Consider the following 16,916-nt stretch of genomic DNA (forward strand, 5'->3'; position numbering starts at 1 on the left):
GTGTTTCAATCTGTTTTAAATAGACTAGACAGTAATCAGCTTATTTATCAGACATCTGTGTTTCGCACTTTAAGAGACATACAATTGTGCAAAGCCTGTGAGATGTTTGAATTGTGATCTGGTGCACGCTTTATTAGGCGGGTATTTCGGTTATTTGCAGTTTTTGGGAAAATTACCGGCATTCAGCAAAAGTTGAAAAATAACGGCACAGGAAAATATTTAAACATTTGTTCACCTTTTTGCTACTTATTGTTTGAAATCACGGGGCCGCACCGTATAATTTGCTCGCTTTTTGAGGCTTGACTCAAAGTCGTAAAGGCAGTTTTATACGACACGCGACATACCCCGAAGGGAGCAGGAGTTAGGATACGCCATGTCTATGTCGCTATTGAGTAGAAACGTTGCTCGTAAGCTTCTGTTCCTTCAGCTTCTAGCAGTGATAGCAATTGGATTGCTGTTTTGCCTCAAAGACCCCACGTGGGGTGCTTCTGCCTTCGGCGGAGGCCTGGCAGCCTGGTTGCCAAATGCAGTATTTATGAATTTCGCCTGGCGTCACCAGGTGCATACACCGTCTAAAGGCCGTATGGCCTGGACCTTCGCTATCGGCGAAGTGTTAAAGGTGATTGCGAGCTTTACCATACTGGTGGTGGCGTTAGCTGGTTTTAAGGCGGTATTGTTGCCGCTAATTGTGACGTGGGTTTCGGTGCTGGTTGTGCAGATACTCGCACCAGCTGTAATTAACAACAAAGGGTAAGAGGCATCATGTCTGCAGGAGAAATCTCTACACCGCAGGAGTATATAGGCCACCATCTGAATAACCTTCAGCTGGACCTGCGTACTTTCTCGCTGGTTGATCCGTATCACCCCCCAGCCACCTTCTGGACACTCAATATTGACTCCATGTTCTTCTCCGTGGTTTTGGGTTTCTTGTTCCTGGTGTTATTTCGCAAAGTAGCTAAAAATGCTACCAGTGGCGTCCCAGGGAAATTCCAGACTGCAGTTGAGTTGGTCATCGGTTTTGTTAATAGCAGTGTCAAAGACATGTACCATGGCAAAAGCAAGGTCATCGCACCGCTTGCCCTGACTGTCTTTGTCTGGGTATTCCTGATGAACCTGATGGACTTGCTGCCAATCGATTTCTTGCCATATATCGGCGAGCATATCTTTGGTCTGCCTGCTCTGCGTGTGGTACCGTCTGCGGACGTGAACATCACCCTGTCCATGGCGCTAGGCGTATTCATCCTCATTCTGTTCTACAGCATCAAAATGAAAGGCATTGGCGGCTTCACGAAAGAGCTGACGCTGCAGCCGTTCAATCACTGGGCATTTATTCCTTTCAACTTAATCCTTGAAGGTGTAAGCCTGCTGTCCAAGCCTATCTCACTTGGTCTGCGACTGTTCGGCAACATGTATGCCGGTGAATTGATTTTCATTCTGATTGCTGGTCTGTTGCCGTGGTGGTCACAGTGGATTCTGAGTGTGCCTTGGGCCATTTTCCACATCCTGATCATTACGCTACAAGCCTTCATTTTCATGGTTCTGACGATTGTCTATCTGTCGATGGCATCTGAAGAGCATTGATTTTACTTACCACTACTGCGTTTTAACTGAAACAAACTGGAGACTGTCATGGAAAACCTGAATATGGATCTGCTGTACATGGCTGCCGCGATTATGATGGGCCTTGCGGCAATCGGTGCGGCGATCGGTATCGGCATCCTCGGTGGAAAATTCCTGGAAGGCGCAGCGCGTCAACCTGATCTGATTCCTCTGCTGCGTACTCAGTTCTTTATCGTTATGGGTCTGGTGGATGCTATCCCGATGATCGCTGTTGGTCTGGGTCTGTACGTGATGTTCGCCGTCGCGTAGTAAGCATTGCTTAATATACCAAGCAATATCAGAACGTTAACTAACAAAGAGGCATTGTGCTGTGAATCTTAACGCAACAATCCTCGGCCAGGCCATCGCGTTTGTCCTGTTTGTTCTGTTCTGTATGAAGTACGTATGGCCGCCAATCATGGCTGCCATCGAGAAGCGTCAACAAGAAATTGCTGATGGTCTCTCTTCTGCAGAACGTGCCAAAAAGGACCTTGACCTTGCACAGGCCAACGCGACCGACCAGCTGAAAAAAGCCAAAGCGGAAGCTCAGGTGATTATCGAGCAAGCGAACAAACGCCGCTCGCAGATCCTTGAAGAAGCTAAAACCGAGGCAGAGCAGGAACGTGACAAAATCGTTGCACAGGCTCAGGCAGAAATCGACGCAGAGCGTAAACGCGCTCGTGAAGAACTGCGTAAGCAAGTGGCTCTGCTGGCGATTGCCGGTGCCGAGAAGATCATTGAACGTTCCGTGGATGAAGCTGCTAACAGCGACATCGTTGATAAACTGGTCGCTGAACTGTAAGGAGGGAGGGGCTGATGTCTGAATTTGTAACTGTAGCTCGCCCCTACGCCAAAGCAGCTTTTGACTTTGCCGTCGAACACCAAAGCATCGATAACTGGCAGTCCATGCTAGCTTTCGCCGCCGAGGTGTCTAAAAACGAACAAATGGCAGAGCTACTCTCCGGCGCTTTTGCACCGGAAACGCTCTCTCAGTCGTTTATCTCTATTTGTGGTGACCAGTTAGACGCCAACGGCCAGAACCTGATTAAGGTGATGGCTGAAAATGGTCGTTTGAAGGTTCTCCCTGATGTTCTAGAGCAATTCGTTCAACTGCGTGCAGCCCGAGAGGCTACGGTTGAAGTCGAAGTGACTTCTGCTAGCGCGTTAAACGAAGCCCAGCTTTCGAAAATCAGCGCCGCGATGGAAAAACGTCTGTCACGCAAAGTTAAGCTGAATTGCAAAATTGATAAGTCTGTAATGGCAGGTGTCATCATCCGTGCGGGTGATATGGTCATTGATGGTAGCGTACGCGGCCGTCTTGATCGCCTGACAGACGTCTTGCAGTCTTAAGGGGACTGGAGCATGCAACTGAATTCCACCGAAATCAGCGAACTGATCAAGCAGCGCATTGCTCAGTTCAGTGTTGTGAGCGAGGCTCACAACGAAGGTACAATCGTTTCTGTAAGTGACGGTATCATCCGCGTACACGGCCTGGCCGATGTAATGCAGGGTGAGATGATTTCCCTGCCGGGAAACCGTTACGCCATTGCACTGAACCTCGAGCGCGACTCCGTAGGTGCAGTAGTAATGGGTCCGTACGCTGACCTTGCCGAAGGCATGAAAGTTAAGTGTACTGGCCGTATTCTTGAAGTACCAGTTGGCCGCGGCCTGCTGGGCCGCGTGGTGAACACCCTGGGTGCACCTATCGACGGTAAAGGTCCTTTGGACCACGACGGCTTTGCTGCTGTTGAAGCGATTGCTCCGGGCGTAATCGAACGTCAATCCGTAGACCAGCCGGTTCAGACCGGTTATAAGTCGGTTGATGCCATGATTCCAATCGGCCGTGGTCAGCGTGAGCTGGTCATCGGTGACCGTCAGACCGGTAAAACCGCTCTGGCGATCGATGCCATCATCAACCAACGTGATTCCGGCATTAAATGTATCTACGTTGCAATCGGCCAGAAAGCATCCACTATTTCTAACGTGGTTCGTAAACTGGAAGAACACGGCGCACTGGCTAACACCATCGTGGTTGTTGCTACTGCTTCTGAATCCGCTGCACTGCAATATCTGGCTCCGTATGCTGGTTGCGCAATGGGTGAATACTTCCGTGACCGCGGTGAAGATGCACTGATCGTATATGATGACCTGTCTAAGCAGGCTGTTGCATACCGCCAGATCTCCCTGCTGCTTCGTCGTCCACCAGGCCGTGAAGCATTCCCAGGCGACGTGTTCTATCTCCACTCCCGTCTGCTGGAACGTGCTGCGCGTGTTAACGCCGAGTACGTTGAAGCATTCACCAATGGTGAAGTGAAAGGTAAAACCGGCTCCCTGACTGCTCTGCCGATTATCGAAACTCAAGCTGGTGACGTTTCCGCGTTCGTTCCGACTAACGTAATTTCTATTACCGATGGTCAGATCTTCCTGGAATCCAACCTGTTTAACGCCGGTATTCGTCCTGCGGTTAACCCGGGTATCTCCGTATCTCGTGTTGGTGGTGCTGCTCAGACCAAGATCATGAAAAAACTGTCCGGTGGTATCCGTACCGCTCTGGCACAGTATCGTGAACTGGCTGCGTTCTCTCAGTTTGCATCTGACCTTGACGACGCAACTCGTAAGCAGCTGAATCACGGTCAAAAAGTGACCGAGCTTCTGAAACAGAAACAATATGCGCCAATGTCTGTTGCGCAGCAGTCTCTGGTTCTGTTCGCTGCTGAACGTGGTTACCTCGAAGATGTGGAACTGGCTAAAATCGGTAGCTTCGAAGCCGCTCTGCTGGCTTACGTTGACCGTGACCATGCTCCACTGATGCAAGAAATCAACCAATCTGGTGGCTATAACGACGAAATCGAAGGCAAGCTGAAAGGCATCCTCGATTCCTTCAAAGCAACTCAGTCCTGGTAAAGTCTGGCGGCTTGTCTTAGGGCAAGCCGCAAGGCATTGAGGAGAAGCTCATGGCCGGCGCAAAAGAGATACGTAGTAAGATCGCAAGCGTCCAGAACACGCAGAAGATCACCAAAGCAATGGAAATGGTCGCCGCGTCCAAAATGCGTAAATCGCAGGAACGCATGGCAGCCAGCCGTCCTTACGCAACAACCATGCGTAAAGTGATTGGCCACCTTGCTCTGGGTAATCTTGAATACAAACACCCTTACCTGGATGAACGCGAAGTTAAACGCGTGGGCTACCTGGTGGTGTCCACTGACCGTGGTCTGTGTGGTGGCTTGAACACTAACCTGTTCAAAAAGCTGCTGGCTGACATGAAAGAGTGGTCCGACAAAGGCGTTCAGAGCGAAATCGCTATGATCGGCTCCAAGGGCGTCTCTTTCTTCAACTCTGTAGGCGGCAATATTGTTGCTCAGGTGACTGGTATGGGTGATAACCCTTCCCTGTCCGAGTTGATTGGCCCGGTGAAAGTGATGTTGCAGGCCTACGATGAAGGCCGTCTGGACAAGCTGTATGTTGTCAGCAACAAATTTATTAACACAATGTCTCAGGTTCCGACTATCACCCAACTGCTGCCGTTACCGCCAGCAGAAGATGGTGAGTTGAAGAAGAAATCCTGGGATTATCTGTATGAACCTGATCCTAAAGCGCTGCTGGATACCTTGCTGCGCCGTTATGTGGAATCTCAGGTTTATCAGGGCGTCGTAGAAAACCTGGCCAGCGAGCAGGCCGCACGAATGGTGGCGATGAAAGCCGCTACCGACAATGGCGGCAGCCTGATTAAAGAGCTGCAGTTGGTTTACAACAAAGCTCGTCAGGCCAGCATTACTCAGGAACTCACCGAAATCGTCGGTGGCGCTTCCGCGGTATAACCAGGTTTACGTATTTAGAGGATTCGAGATGGCTACTGGAAAGATTATCCAGGTAATCGGCGCCGTGGTGGACGTCGAGTTCCCTCAGGATGCCGTACCAAAAGTGTACGACGCCCTTGAGGTTACAAATGGTAAAGAACGTCTGGTGCTGGAAGTTCAGCAACAGCTGGGTGGTGGCGTAGTTCGTACTATCGCCATGGGTACTTCTGACGGCCTGCGTCGCGGTCTGGAAGTTGCTAACCTCGATCACCCAATTGAAGTGCCGGTAGGTAAAGCGACTCTGGGCCGTATCATGAACGTCCTGGGCGAGCCTATCGACATGAAAGGCGATATCGGCGAAGAAGAGCGTTGGGCTATTCACCGTGCTGCACCAAGCTACGAAGAACTGTCAAGCTCCCAGGATCTGCTGGAAACCGGCATCAAAGTAATGGACCTGATTTGTCCGTTCGCTAAGGGCGGTAAAGTCGGTCTGTTCGGTGGTGCGGGTGTGGGTAAAACTGTAAACATGATGGAGCTGATCCGTAACATCGCGATCGAGCACTCCGGTTACTCTGTGTTTGCAGGCGTGGGTGAGCGTACTCGTGAGGGTAACGACTTCTACCACGAAATGACTGACTCCAACGTTCTGGACAAAGTTTCACTGGTTTACGGCCAGATGAACGAGCCACCGGGTAACCGTCTGCGTGTTGCGCTGACCGGTCTGACCATGGCTGAGAAGTTCCGTGACGAAGGTCGTGACGTTCTGCTGTTCGTTGATAACATTTACCGTTATACCCTGGCCGGTACAGAAGTATCTGCACTGCTGGGTCGTATGCCATCTGCGGTAGGTTATCAGCCAACTCTGGCAGAAGAGATGGGTGTTTTGCAGGAGCGTATTACCTCCACCAAAACTGGCTCAATCACTTCTGTTCAAGCGGTATACGTACCTGCGGATGACTTGACTGACCCATCACCAGCAACCACCTTTGCTCACCTGGATGCAACCGTGGTACTGAGCCGTAACATCGCGTCTCTGGGTATCTACCCTGCGGTAGATCCACTGGATTCCACCAGCCGTCAGTTAGATCCACTGGTTGTTGGTCAGGAACACTACGACACCGCGCGTGGCGTGCAGTCAATCCTGCAACGTTACCAGGAACTGAAAGACATCATCGCCATTCTTGGTATGGATGAACTTTCTGAAGAAGATAAATTGGTTGTAGCACGTGCGCGTAAGATCCAGCGCTTCCTGTCTCAACCATTCTTCGTAGCAGAAGTCTTTACCGGTTCTCCGGGCAAGTTCGTATCGCTGAAAGATACTATCCGTGGCTTTAAAGGCATCATGGACGGCGAGTATGACCATCTGCCAGAGCAGGCGTTCTACATGGTTGGCACTATCGACGAAGCTGTTGAGAAAGCTAAAAAACTTTAACGCCTTAATCGGAGGGTGATATGGCAATGACTTACCACCTGGACGTCGTCAGCGCGGAACAACAAATGTTTTCCGGTCTGGTCGAAAAGATCCAGGTAACGGGTAGTGAAGGTGAACTGGGTATTTTCCCTGGTCACGCCCCACTGCTCACCGCCATTAAGCCTGGTATGATCCGCATCGTGAAGCAGCATGGACAGGAAGAGTACATCTACTTGTCTGGTGGTGTGTTGGAAGTGCAGCCTGGCACAGTGACTGTGCTGGCCGATACCGCGATTCGTGGCCAGGACCTCGACGAAGCTCGAGCTCTGGAAGCGAAGCGTAAAGCGGAAGAGCGTATGCACAGTTCCCACGGTGATGTGGACTACGCTCAGGCTTCTGCTGAACTGGCTAAAGCGATCGCGAAACTTCGCGTTATCGAGTTGACCAGAAAAGCGATGTAACTACCTGCTTGAAAAGACAAATGCCAGCCAGGTTTCCCTGACTGGCATTTTTTTCGCCTCAACCTTTTACTGCTTAGTCAGAAACTCACCGGTTCGGAAAGAGCCATCCGCATTACGCTGTAAAGGCACTGGCAACGTCAAAGACTGATAATCTTTCACGTTCAACTGATTCCCTTCGCTGTTCTGGGTTATGCCATCGTGAATGAAATAGTTAGTGTTATCGACACGCCCTGAAATCGCGTCATCATATTTCCCTTCATGGCTTCTCAGTGAAATGTTATCGGAGAACTTGCCCTGGGTTTGCGCACTGCCGTAAGGGCTTGGACGGAAGATATAGTTAAAACGTTGGTTATCTACCGCGACGTTATTCATCACCACCAGCGCGCCTGGGTTGAAGTTATCGGTGAACCCATCAAGATGATTGCCAATCGCCACGCTGTTATGGACCTCATGCGCAACTGGCTGCCCTTCCCCACCCAATTTGAAACCGTTGCTGGTATTGTTGCGTGCAATTGAATTCTCGATCACCACAACGCCATTCGCGCCGTCTTCAATTTTGTTAAAGAGGTCGTAGCCGTCATCAATGTTATCGTGTGAATAACATCCTTCGAGGCGGTTACCGTCGCCAACACGCATTTTCACCGCAAATCCGTCGGCATTAATTTTTCCAGGATCTTCATTACTGAACGATTCAGAGTTAACGATGCGGTTGTAACTTGCCCACAGTGGCCGGCCAATATCCGCAGGCGATGAAATCTGGATACCGGTATCGTCATTTTTAAAGGCTGTGACGTTCTCGATAAGGTTATGGCTGCCTTGCACCCGCAGGCTCTTGTCCGTCACTTTGATACCGTTTACGTGCCAGTAGTTACCATCGAGAATCAAACCACGAATGAGAACCTTACCATTTGCCTCAAGGGTTTTAAGTTTGTCTTTTAAGCCACTATCAGCCATGGGAATAGTAGTAAGTGGGTACTCACCACTGCTCACGATGATTTTGCCTCCCGGGGCGACGAGCGAGACGGCGCTGGCTAAATCTAACGGTGAGTCTTGTGTTCCCTTGTTGGTGGATACCCCGTTTGGCGCGACATAAAGCATCTCTCCATTCACATTTGAGACGTATTCAACAACGAAGCCCTGGCTGACCGGTGTTTTGTCTTTCCCGCTGGTGGGGGTAAAAGTCACGTTAAAGCTATTTTGATCTTTCAGCGTGGTTGGCAAAGAGAACATTTCCCCCGCTTTCGCCACTTTTTCCTGACCAATCACCACTTCATCCTGACGTACGGTGAAGTTTCCGTCGTAGTTAGCCCGCGCCTGCAAAACATATTGGCTGCTGGCGTTTTTTGCCGGAGAAGCAATCTGCATCACCACTGGCCACTCTTTTGGGAGGAAAGGTGCAGAAGCAACTGTATTTGCCGCACTGGTTTCTAATGAGGCATCACTGACGGTTATTTTGGCGTTACGCGAAGCAAAGAAGCCGACGTAATAATGGTCTTTGTCTTGAGTCGTAATGATATCGGCGCGTTTAACCATCTGCGAAACCCAGGCATCACTTCCGGCGGGTGCCCATGACGTCACAAAACCGTCGTTGGTACGCTCAAGCTTCATGCGAAAAGTCGGCGTTTTAGTTATATCGATGGCTTCCTGATAGCTTTTGCGTGAAATCGTTGAGCCCGTGTTTCCCCAGGGATGGCTAATTCCATCGCGAGCGATAGCCTGCATTTTGACGTGCGAGTTATCTTTTTTATCCTGAGTCATGATGGCATTCATCACCATGTTGGAGGCTGCCGGGAATTCTTCGTATCCTTCCTTCAGCGGCTCCTGACGCGGATTGCCAATGACATCTCTAACCAACATCCCGGCGCCTTCCTGAGCTGCGGGCTTAGCGCCATTTTCAGGACCAAACTGATCGACGGTCACTGTTGCCTGTAATACAAAGTTTTCGTTGGCGGGAAGAGCGGTATAGAAAAACGTTAAGCCATCATGAGAGTTTGCGATTTTACCGCCACGGCTCTCGATGGTTATGGGTTTGGAAAGATCGGCAACATCGGCCGCAGCCAGCTTTTTGCCATCGATGGTGACATTATTGACGCCAACTTTTTCGGGTAACACATTAGAGGAAAAGTTAACGTCTGTTGATTGCCCAAAAGCAATCGCATGCCAGACGGGTTGTTGCGCGGTGGCGTTCAGCGAAAACGCGACACCACAGATAGTAAGAGCCAGAGGTAATTTTGACGCCATTGTTATTCTCCTTATAAGTATCCGCGCCATTATGCTTAAAAATGAAACGCCGTTTCTTTTATGTTTGTCACAAAGGCCAGTTATTAAAACGAGAACGACTAAATATAGGAGGGAGGCTTTGTTTCCCGTTGAAAAGAAGTCTTAATCCCTAGAGAACTATGGCTTTTATAATTTCAGAAGTACTTTTTCCTCACTTATCCACCTACAATTGAGCCCATGAGCAACCTAAAAGTACCGCCGACGCCCGTTTTTTAGGCATCACGTTTTGTGTTGCAAAATATGTAGAATTTTCAACGAGAAATCGTTTTACTTCACTCTCAAATTAAAGTCAGGACGCGTATGTCAAACAATGCGATGAGCGTGGTTATCCTAGCCGCAGGCAAAGGGACCCGCATGTATTCAGACCTGCCAAAGGTATTACATACCCTTGCCGGGAAACCGATGGTTCAGCATGTCATTGATGCGGCGAATAATTTAGGCGCGCAGCGTGTACATCTGGTTTACGGTCACGGTGGTGATTTGCTGAAAAATACGCTCAGCGACGGCTCACTGAACTGGGTTTTACAGGCCGAGCAATTAGGTACCGGCCACGCGATGCAGCAAGCGGCACCGTTCTTTGCGGATGACGAAGACATCCTGATGCTTTACGGCGACGTACCGCTTATCTCTGTTGATTCCTTGCAGCGTCTGCGTGATGCCAAACCACAGGGTGGTATTGGTCTGTTAACGGTAAAACTGGAAGATCCAACCGGTTATGGCCGCATCGCTCGCGAAAATGGCAAAGTGGTCGGCATTGTTGAGCATAAAGACGCCACCGAAGAACAACGCAAAATTGACGAAATTAATACCGGTATTCTGGTAGCGAATGGTGCAGACCTGAAACGTTGGTTGGCTAAGCTCGATAACAACAATGCTCAGGGTGAATTCTATATCACTGACATTATCGCGCTGGCGCATCAGGAAGGCCGTGAAGTAACAGCGGTTCACCCGGATCGTTTAAGCGAAGTGGAAGGCGTGAACAACCGTCTGCAACTGTCCCGTCTGGAACGCGTCTACCAAAGTGAGCAGGCCGATAAACTGCTGCTGGCGGGCGTCATGTTGCGCGATCCGTCTCGTTTCGATCTGCGTGGCGAACTGACGCACGGGCGTGATGTTGAAATTGATACTAATGTCATTGTTGAAGGCAAAGTGACGTTAGGTCATCGCGTCAAAATTGGTACCGGTTGTGTGATTAAAAACAGTGTGATTGGCGATGACTGCGAAATCAGTCCGTACTCCGTTGTGGAAGATGCCAGTCTTGCAGCCGCATGCACCATTGGTCCATTTGCCCGTTTACGCCCAGGCGCTGAACTGGCAGAAGGCGCACACGTTGGCAACTTCGTGGAAATGAAAAAAGCCCGTCTGGGTAAAGGTTCCAAAGCTGGTCACTTAAGCTATTTAGGCGATGCCGAAATTGGCGATAACGTGAATATCGGTGCCGGTACGATTACCTGTAACTACGACGGTGCGAACAAATTTAAAACGATCATCGGTGATGATGTGTTTGTGGGTTCCGACAGTCAGTTGGTTGCTCCTGTGACCGTGGCTAATGGCGCAACGATTGGCGCGGGCACGACGGTCACACGCAACGTTGGCGAAAATGAACTGGTCATTAGTCGTGTCAAACAGACTCATATCCAGAACTGGAAGCGCCCGGTTAAGAAATAAAAAAATTTTTACCGTCTCCCCATGGGAGACGGTTGGGGTGAAGGTTGTTCTCGAAAATGACCCGCCCCGCAGTACTACAAAAACTATAACCCCACTCTCTACAAGGCTCGGGGCTCCGGAAAAAACCGGAAAATACAGGTCAGCGACAACACATGGCGCAAAACGCCATTATCAGGAATCTAAACTTATGTGTGGAATTGTTGGCGCGGTCGCGCAACGTGATATCGCTGAAATCCTTCTCGAAGGATTACGTCGTCTGGAATACCGTGGTTATGACTCTGCGGGCCTGGCTGTGGTTGACGAAAAAGGTCACATGACCCGTCTGCGTCGCCTGGGTAAGGTCAATAAACTGGCAGAAGCGGCAGCTGAAACTGCACTGCATGGTGGCACCGGTATTGCTCACACTCGTTGGGCGACTCACGGCGAACCATCGGAAACCAACGCGCACCCGCATGTTTCCGAGCATATTGTTGTGGTTCACAACGGTATTATCGAAAACTATGAGCCACTGCGTGAAACTCTGCAGGGTCGCGGTTACACCTTCGTTTCACAGACCGATACCGAAGTTATTGCGCACTTAGTTCACTGGGAACTGGAGCAAGGCGGTACTCTGCGTGAAGCGGTACTGCGTACTATTCCTCAACTGCGCGGTGCTTATGGCACGGTTATCATGGATACCCGCGATCCAGAAGTTCTGTTAGCAGCACGTTCTGGTAGCCCGATGGTTATCGGTCTGGGCATGGGCGAAAACTTCATCGCATCCGACCAACTGGCATTGCTGCCAGTGACGCGTCGCTTCATCTTCCTTGAGGAAGGCGATATTGCGGAAGTGACCCGTCGCTCCGTTACCGTCTTTGATACTAAAGGTGAGCAGGTTAAACGCCCTGACATCGAATCCAACCTGCAATATGACGCTGGTGACAAAGGTATTTATCGCCACTATATGCAGAAAGAAATCTACGAACAGCCAAATGCGATTAAAAACACGCTGACTGGACGTATTAGCCACGGTGCTGTCGATCTCTCTGAGCTTGGCCCGAAAGCGAACGAAATGCTGTCTCAGGTGGAGCACATTCAAATTGTCGCTTGTGGCACTTCCTACAACTCAGGAATGGTTTCACGTTACTGGTTTGAATCCCTGGCAGGCGTTCCTTGCGACGTCGAAATTGCCTCTGAATTCCGCTACCGCAAATCAGCAGTTCGCCGTAACAGCCTGATGATCACCCTTTCACAGTCTGGTGAAACGGCAGATACCCTGGCAGCACTGCGTTTGTCCAAAGAGTTAGGCTATCTGGGTTCACTGGCTATCTGTAACGTTCCGGGGTCTTCTCTGGTGCGCGAGTCCGATTTGGCGCTGATGACCAACGCTGGCACTGAAATCGGCGTGGCATCCACCAAAGCATTCACCACTCAGCTTACTGTTTTGCTGATGCTGGTGGCGAAACTGAGCCGTCTGAAAGGTGCTGATGCGCAGATTGAGCAAGATATTGTTCACGGTCTGCAGGCGCTGCCAAGTCGCATCGAGCAAATGCTGTCTCAGGACAAACGCATTGAAGCGCTGGCTGAAGATTTCTCCGACAAGCATCACGCCCTGTTCTTAGGCCGTGGCGATCAGTATCCGATCGCAATGGAAGGTGCGCTGAAGCTTAAAGAGATCTCGTACATCCACGCGGAAGCGTATGCGGCGGGCGAGCTGAAACACGGTCCACTGGCGCTGATTGATGCGGATATGCCGGTAATTGTTGTGGCACCAAATAACGAATTGCTGGAAAAACTGAAATCGAACATTGAAGAAGTTCGTGCTCGTGGCGGCCATCTGTATGTATTCGCCGATCAGGATGCCGGTTTCACCAGCAGCGACAACATGCACATCATCGAGATGCCGCATGTAGAAGAAGTTATCGCCCCTATCTTCTATACCGTGCCGTTGCAGTTGCTGTCTTACCACGTCGCACTGATTAAAGGCACCGACGTTGACCAGCCACGTAACCTGGCGAAATCGGTCACCGTAGAATAAATCGTTGTGAATTACGGTAAGTCATAAAAAAGTCCGGTAATGCTCATGCGCATATACCGGACTTTTTATTGTTAAATCAATTATCTTCCTGCGGCACCAGTTTCGGTTCTTCTGGTGATTTCAGCAGAATCCACAAGATGATGGCCCCGAGAATATCAAACACTGACAGTACCGCGAACAACGGGCTGAAACCTACAGTGTCCGCCAGAGCACCCACAACCAGCGCAAACATGGTGCTGGCCGTCCACGCAGCCATGCCGGTAAATCCGTTGGCGGTGGCCACTTCGTTGGAATCGAACATATCAGACGACAGGGTGATCAGTGCGCCGGAAAGCGACTGGTGAGCGAAGCCACCGACGCACAACAGTGCGATGGCAATCATCGGGCTGCCGAACAAGCCAACCATACCCGGCAGGATCATCAGCACCGCACCCATGGTGACCACCAGCTTGCGGGACACCACAATATTCACACCGAAGACTTTCTGGAACATACCTGGTAAATAACCGCCAATAATGCAGCCAAAATCGGCGAACAACATAGGGATCCAGGCGAACATGGCGATATCTTTAAGATTAAAGCCATAGGTATGCACCATAAACAGCGGGATCCACGCGTTAAACGTGCCCCATGCAGGTTCTGCCAGGAAGCGCGGTAACGCGATACCCCAAAACTTACGCTGTTTCAGCAGGCGGCCAATGCGTACTTTTTCAACCTTTGGTTTTTCAGGCTGACCCTGGGTGATATACAGATACTCTTCTTTAGACAGTGATTTGGATTTTGACGGGCGGTTATAAGTGAAATACCAGCCGGCTGCCCACAGGACGCTGAAAATACCCACCAGAATAAACGCAAGTCTCCAGTCCTTAATATAAATTGCCCACGCGACCAGCGGAGGCGCAATCACCGCGCCAATAGACGAACCGACGTTGAAATAGCCCACCGCCACCGAACGTTCGGTATCCGGGAACCATTCAGTCACTGATTTAAGGCCAGCAGGGATCATCGCACTTTCGGCGAAACCACCGAGGCCACGAAACAGTGCCAGGCCTTTCCAGCCGGTCGCAAATGATGCCCCAATGCAGAATACGCCCCACAGCAGGCCAAATATGGTGTAACCCACTTTGGTGCCTAAGGTATCCAGTAGATAGCCCGCAATAGGCTGGGCGATGGTATAGCAGGCCGAAAATGTCGCAATAATGTAAGAATATTGCTGGGTAGTGATATGAAGATCACTTTGTAATGTGGGCGCTGCCGCTGAAATAGTGTTTCTGGTTAAATAGCAAAGAATGGTGCCAAGCGTCACCAGTGAAAGCATAAACCAGCGCTTGTGGCCTGTTTTGCGCATAACGAATCCCGTATTTAAAGCAATAAGTGTCCTGACCGCTGCAAAGCAGCAGGCAATTAATAAATTCAGAGGAGAGAAAAATCAGCGGCGCTTCAGAAGACGTCGTGGATTTGGGTTTGGCCCATCCTGGACTTGTTTTTGTTATTTAGATCACATCTTGATGTAATCATGAACCGCCGTTTCATTTTTATTTGTGATTAATCTCAATTTTTTATGAGTAATCTACTCATTTGGGATTATTTGTGTGATGTAGGTCACGTTTCTTGCTAAGCGCGATTTCTTAGTTATGTGTGTATAGTTCGCTTTTTTACTGAGGTACACAGCAGAATGCTGAACCGTTCATCCATACGAATTAATAAATACATCAGCGACAGTGGCATTTGCTCTCGCCGTGAGGCAGATCGTTACGTCAAACAAGGCGATGTTTTTATTAACGATAAACAGGTCAGTTTTGGCGCTCAGGTCTTTGCCGGGGATGTGGTGAAGGTGAAGAACCAGCTTATTGAGCCGCGTGATGACAACGGGCTTGTGCTGATGGTTTTGAATAAGCCTGTTGGCATTATTACCACGATGGAAAAGAGTGAACGCAATAATATCAGCGCTCTCATTCATAGCGACAAACGTGTGTCCCCTGTCGGGCGTCTTGATAAAGATTCGCAAGGACTCATTTTGCTGACAAATCACGGCGATGTGGTTAATAAAATTTTGCGTGCCGGTAACAATCACGAAAAAGAGTATGTGGTCACGGTTAATAAGCCGATGACAGACGAGTTTATCATTGGGTTGGGAGCAGGTGTCCCGATACTCGGTACGGTAACTAAGCAATGCAAAGTGACGAAAGAATCGGACGTGATATTTCGTATTACTTTAGTTCAAGGATTGAATCGTCAGATCCGCCGGATGTGTAAATATTTCGGTTATGAGGTGACCCGACTCGAACGTGTCCGCATCATGAATATCCACCTGGAAGACTTGCCGTTAGGGGAATCGCGCTATTTGAGTTGCGAGGAACAAAGTGAGTTATTGAAGCGGATTGAAAACTCAGGATCCTAAGTATGACAGCGAGAAATATGCCTCAAACTGGCTTGTCATAAAACTGTCATATTTCGTACATTTAACTGTCACCAAATTGTCCTATTTTCTACCCTGCATCCACTAAACAACGATTTACGTTCACCTCTGCAGGAGACACTATGAAAGCTATGCGTACCACTGTCGCAACTGTTGTCGCCGCGACCTTATCCCTGAGTGCTTTCGGCGCGTATGCTGCTGCAAGCCTGACTGGCGCTGGTGCAACCTTCCCTGCGCCGGTGTATGCCAAATGGGCAGATACCTACAATAAATCAACTGGTAACAAAGTTAACTACCAGGGTATCGGCTCCTCCGGTGGCGTTAAACAAATCATTGCTCACACCGTGGATTTCGGTGCATCTGATGCCCCACTGGCTGACGACAAGCTGCAACAAGAAGGGCTGTTCCAGTTCCCGACAGTTATCGGCGGTGTTGTTCTGGCTGTTAACCTGCCAGGCGTAAAATCTGGCGAGCTGGTGCTCGACGGTAAAACACTGGGTGACATCTACCTGGGAAAAATCAAAAAATGGGATGACGAAGCAATTGCTAAACTCAACCCAGGCATGAAACTGCCAGCGCAAAACATCGCGGTTGTGCGTCGTGCAGACGGTTCAGGTACCTCTTTCGTTTTCACCAGCTACCTGGCGAAAGTAAACGAAGAGTGGAAATCTAAAATCGGTTCAGGCTCAACGGTAAACTGGCCAACCGGTCTGGGCGGCAAAGGTAACGACGGTATCGCAGCCTTCGTACAGCGTCTGCCTGGTTCAATTGGTTATGTTGAATATGCTTACGCTAAGCAGAACAACCTGGCTTACACCAAACTGATTTCTGCTGATGGCAAGCCAGTTGCGCCTTCTGAAGAAAACTTTGCCAACGCGGCGAAAGGCGCAGACTGGAGCAAAACATTCGCTCAGGATCTGACTAACCAGAAAGGTGACGCTGCGTGGCCAATCACGTCAACGACCTTCATCCTGGTACACAAAGAGCAGAAAAACCCAGAGCAGGGTGCTGAAGTGCTGAAGTTCTTCGACTGGGCTTATAAAGAGGGTGCAAAACAGGCTAACGACCTGGATTATGCTTCCCTGCCAGACTCCGTGGTTGAGCAGGTTCGCGCTGCATGGAAAACCAACGTTAAAGACAGCTCCGGTAAGTCACTTTATTAATAGTTATTTTTTAACGAAAATGGCGGATAGCGCGAATGCTTATCCGCCCTACAACTGCTTTTCGTAGGTCGGATTAGCGTAAGCGACATCCGACATGTTGT

The 16,916-nt window shown here is 49.8% G+C and carries 14 protein-coding genes and 1 pseudogene; 13 read left to right on the forward strand and 2 right to left on the reverse strand.

What is annotated here, in order from left to right:
• Positions 1-373: 373 nt before the first annotated feature.
• From atpI to WBL83_RS00140, 9 genes are all read left to right on the forward strand, one after another.
• A complete protein-coding gene (gene atpI / locus WBL83_RS00100; RefSeq protein WP_424587222.1) occupies positions 374-754 on the forward strand; it encodes a F0F1 ATP synthase subunit I in 381 nt (126 codons plus the stop codon).
• 8 nt (positions 755-762) lie between these two features.
• Positions 763-1,581, forward strand: a complete 819-nt coding sequence (atpB, locus tag WBL83_RS00105; RefSeq protein WP_424587223.1) for a F0F1 ATP synthase subunit A — start codon at positions 763-765, stop codon at positions 1,579-1,581.
• Between the two features lie 48 nt (positions 1,582-1,629).
• Complete coding sequence (gene atpE / locus WBL83_RS00110) at positions 1,630-1,869, forward strand: F0F1 ATP synthase subunit C (RefSeq protein ID WP_004393045.1); 240 nt, start codon at positions 1,630-1,632, stop codon at positions 1,867-1,869.
• A 61-nt stretch (positions 1,870-1,930) separates the two neighbouring features.
• Entirely contained in the window at positions 1,931-2,401 is a 471-nt protein-coding gene (atpF, locus tag WBL83_RS00115; RefSeq protein WP_034499875.1) for a F0F1 ATP synthase subunit B, read from the forward strand.
• A 14-nt stretch (positions 2,402-2,415) separates the two neighbouring features.
• Positions 2,416-2,949, forward strand: coding sequence for a F0F1 ATP synthase subunit delta (gene atpH, locus WBL83_RS00120; protein WP_424587224.1), 534 nt, complete (start codon positions 2,416-2,418; stop codon positions 2,947-2,949).
• A gap of 12 nt (positions 2,950-2,961) precedes the next feature.
• Entirely contained in the window at positions 2,962-4,503 is a 1,542-nt protein-coding gene (gene atpA / locus WBL83_RS00125) for a F0F1 ATP synthase subunit alpha (RefSeq protein WP_424587225.1), read from the forward strand.
• A 50-nt stretch (positions 4,504-4,553) separates the two neighbouring features.
• Positions 4,554-5,417 carry a F0F1 ATP synthase subunit gamma gene (gene atpG, locus WBL83_RS00130; protein ID WP_424587226.1) on the forward strand — a complete coding sequence of 288 codons (864 nt, stop codon included), beginning with the start codon at positions 4,554-4,556 and terminating at the stop codon, positions 5,415-5,417.
• Between the two features lie 28 nt (positions 5,418-5,445).
• Entirely contained in the window at positions 5,446-6,828 is a 1,383-nt protein-coding gene (gene atpD / locus WBL83_RS00135; RefSeq protein ID WP_424587227.1) for a F0F1 ATP synthase subunit beta, read from the forward strand.
• Positions 6,829-6,848: 20 nt separating this feature from the next.
• Entirely contained in the window at positions 6,849-7,268 is a 420-nt protein-coding gene (locus tag WBL83_RS00140; RefSeq protein ID WP_424587228.1) for a F0F1 ATP synthase subunit epsilon, read from the forward strand.
• A gap of 66 nt (positions 7,269-7,334) precedes the next feature.
• Here WBL83_RS00140 and WBL83_RS00145 read toward each other — a convergent pair whose 3' ends face one another.
• Positions 7,335-9,509, reverse strand: a complete 2,175-nt coding sequence (locus tag WBL83_RS00145; RefSeq protein ID WP_424587229.1) for a right-handed parallel beta-helix repeat-containing protein — start codon at positions 9,507-9,509, stop codon at positions 7,335-7,337.
• A gap of 339 nt (positions 9,510-9,848) precedes the next feature.
• Between WBL83_RS00145 and glmU the strand changes: the two genes are divergently transcribed.
• Together glmU and glmS are read left to right on the forward strand one after the other, a co-directional pair.
• Positions 9,849-11,216: a bifunctional UDP-N-acetylglucosamine diphosphorylase/glucosamine-1-phosphate N-acetyltransferase GlmU gene (glmU, locus tag WBL83_RS00150; RefSeq protein WP_424587230.1), complete on the forward strand. Its 1,368-nt coding sequence runs from the start codon at positions 9,849-9,851 to the stop codon at positions 11,214-11,216.
• 187 nt (positions 11,217-11,403) lie between these two features.
• Entirely contained in the window at positions 11,404-13,233 is a 1,830-nt protein-coding gene (glmS, locus tag WBL83_RS00155) for a glutamine--fructose-6-phosphate transaminase (isomerizing) (protein WP_424587231.1), read from the forward strand.
• Positions 13,234-13,309: 76 nt separating this feature from the next.
• Here glmS and WBL83_RS00160 read toward each other — a convergent pair whose 3' ends face one another.
• A complete protein-coding gene (locus tag WBL83_RS00160) occupies positions 13,310-14,581 on the reverse strand; it encodes an MFS transporter (protein ID WP_424587232.1) in 1,272 nt (423 codons plus the stop codon).
• Positions 14,582-14,908: 327 nt separating this feature from the next.
• On the opposite strand from WBL83_RS00160, the pseudogene rluF reads away from it, so the two are divergent.
• Together rluF and pstS are read left to right on the forward strand one after the other, a co-directional pair.
• A pseudogene (gene rluF, locus WBL83_RS00165) lies at positions 14,909-15,631 on the forward strand (23S rRNA pseudouridine(2604) synthase RluF); the annotation flags it as partial.
• Positions 15,632-15,774: 143 nt separating this feature from the next.
• Positions 15,775-16,815: a phosphate ABC transporter substrate-binding protein PstS gene (gene pstS, locus WBL83_RS00170; RefSeq protein WP_424587233.1), complete on the forward strand. Its 1,041-nt coding sequence runs from the start codon at positions 15,775-15,777 to the stop codon at positions 16,813-16,815.
• Positions 16,816-16,916: the final 101 nt, after the last annotated feature.

This window comes from Buttiauxella sp., from assembly GCF_049686335.1.
Lineage (GTDB): Bacteria > Pseudomonadota > Gammaproteobacteria > Enterobacterales > Enterobacteriaceae > Buttiauxella.

Coding starts and splice junctions, on each gene's coding strand:
- atpI (WP_424587222.1), top strand. CDS start 374: ATGTCTATGTCGCTATTGAGTAGAAACGTTGCTCGTAAGCTTCTGTTC.
- atpB (WP_424587223.1), top strand. CDS start 763: ATGTCTGCAGGAGAAATCTCTACACCGCAGGAGTATATAGGCCACCAT.
- atpE (WP_004393045.1), top strand. CDS start 1,630: ATGGAAAACCTGAATATGGATCTGCTGTACATGGCTGCCGCGATTATG.
- atpH (WP_424587224.1), top strand. CDS start 2,416: ATGTCTGAATTTGTAACTGTAGCTCGCCCCTACGCCAAAGCAGCTTTT.
- atpA (WP_424587225.1), top strand. CDS start 2,962: ATGCAACTGAATTCCACCGAAATCAGCGAACTGATCAAGCAGCGCATT.
- atpG (WP_424587226.1), top strand. CDS start 4,554: ATGGCCGGCGCAAAAGAGATACGTAGTAAGATCGCAAGCGTCCAGAAC.
- atpD (WP_424587227.1), top strand. CDS start 5,446: ATGGCTACTGGAAAGATTATCCAGGTAATCGGCGCCGTGGTGGACGTC.
- WBL83_RS00140 (WP_424587228.1), top strand. CDS start 6,849: ATGGCAATGACTTACCACCTGGACGTCGTCAGCGCGGAACAACAAATG.
- WBL83_RS00145 (WP_424587229.1), bottom strand. CDS start 9,509: ATGGCGTCAAAATTACCTCTGGCTCTTACTATCTGTGGTGTCGCGTTT.
- glmU (WP_424587230.1), top strand. CDS start 9,849: ATGTCAAACAATGCGATGAGCGTGGTTATCCTAGCCGCAGGCAAAGGG.
- glmS (WP_424587231.1), top strand. CDS start 11,404: ATGTGTGGAATTGTTGGCGCGGTCGCGCAACGTGATATCGCTGAAATC.
- WBL83_RS00160 (WP_424587232.1), bottom strand. CDS start 14,581: ATGCGCAAAACAGGCCACAAGCGCTGGTTTATGCTTTCACTGGTGACG.
- pstS (WP_424587233.1), top strand. CDS start 15,775: ATGAAAGCTATGCGTACCACTGTCGCAACTGTTGTCGCCGCGACCTTA.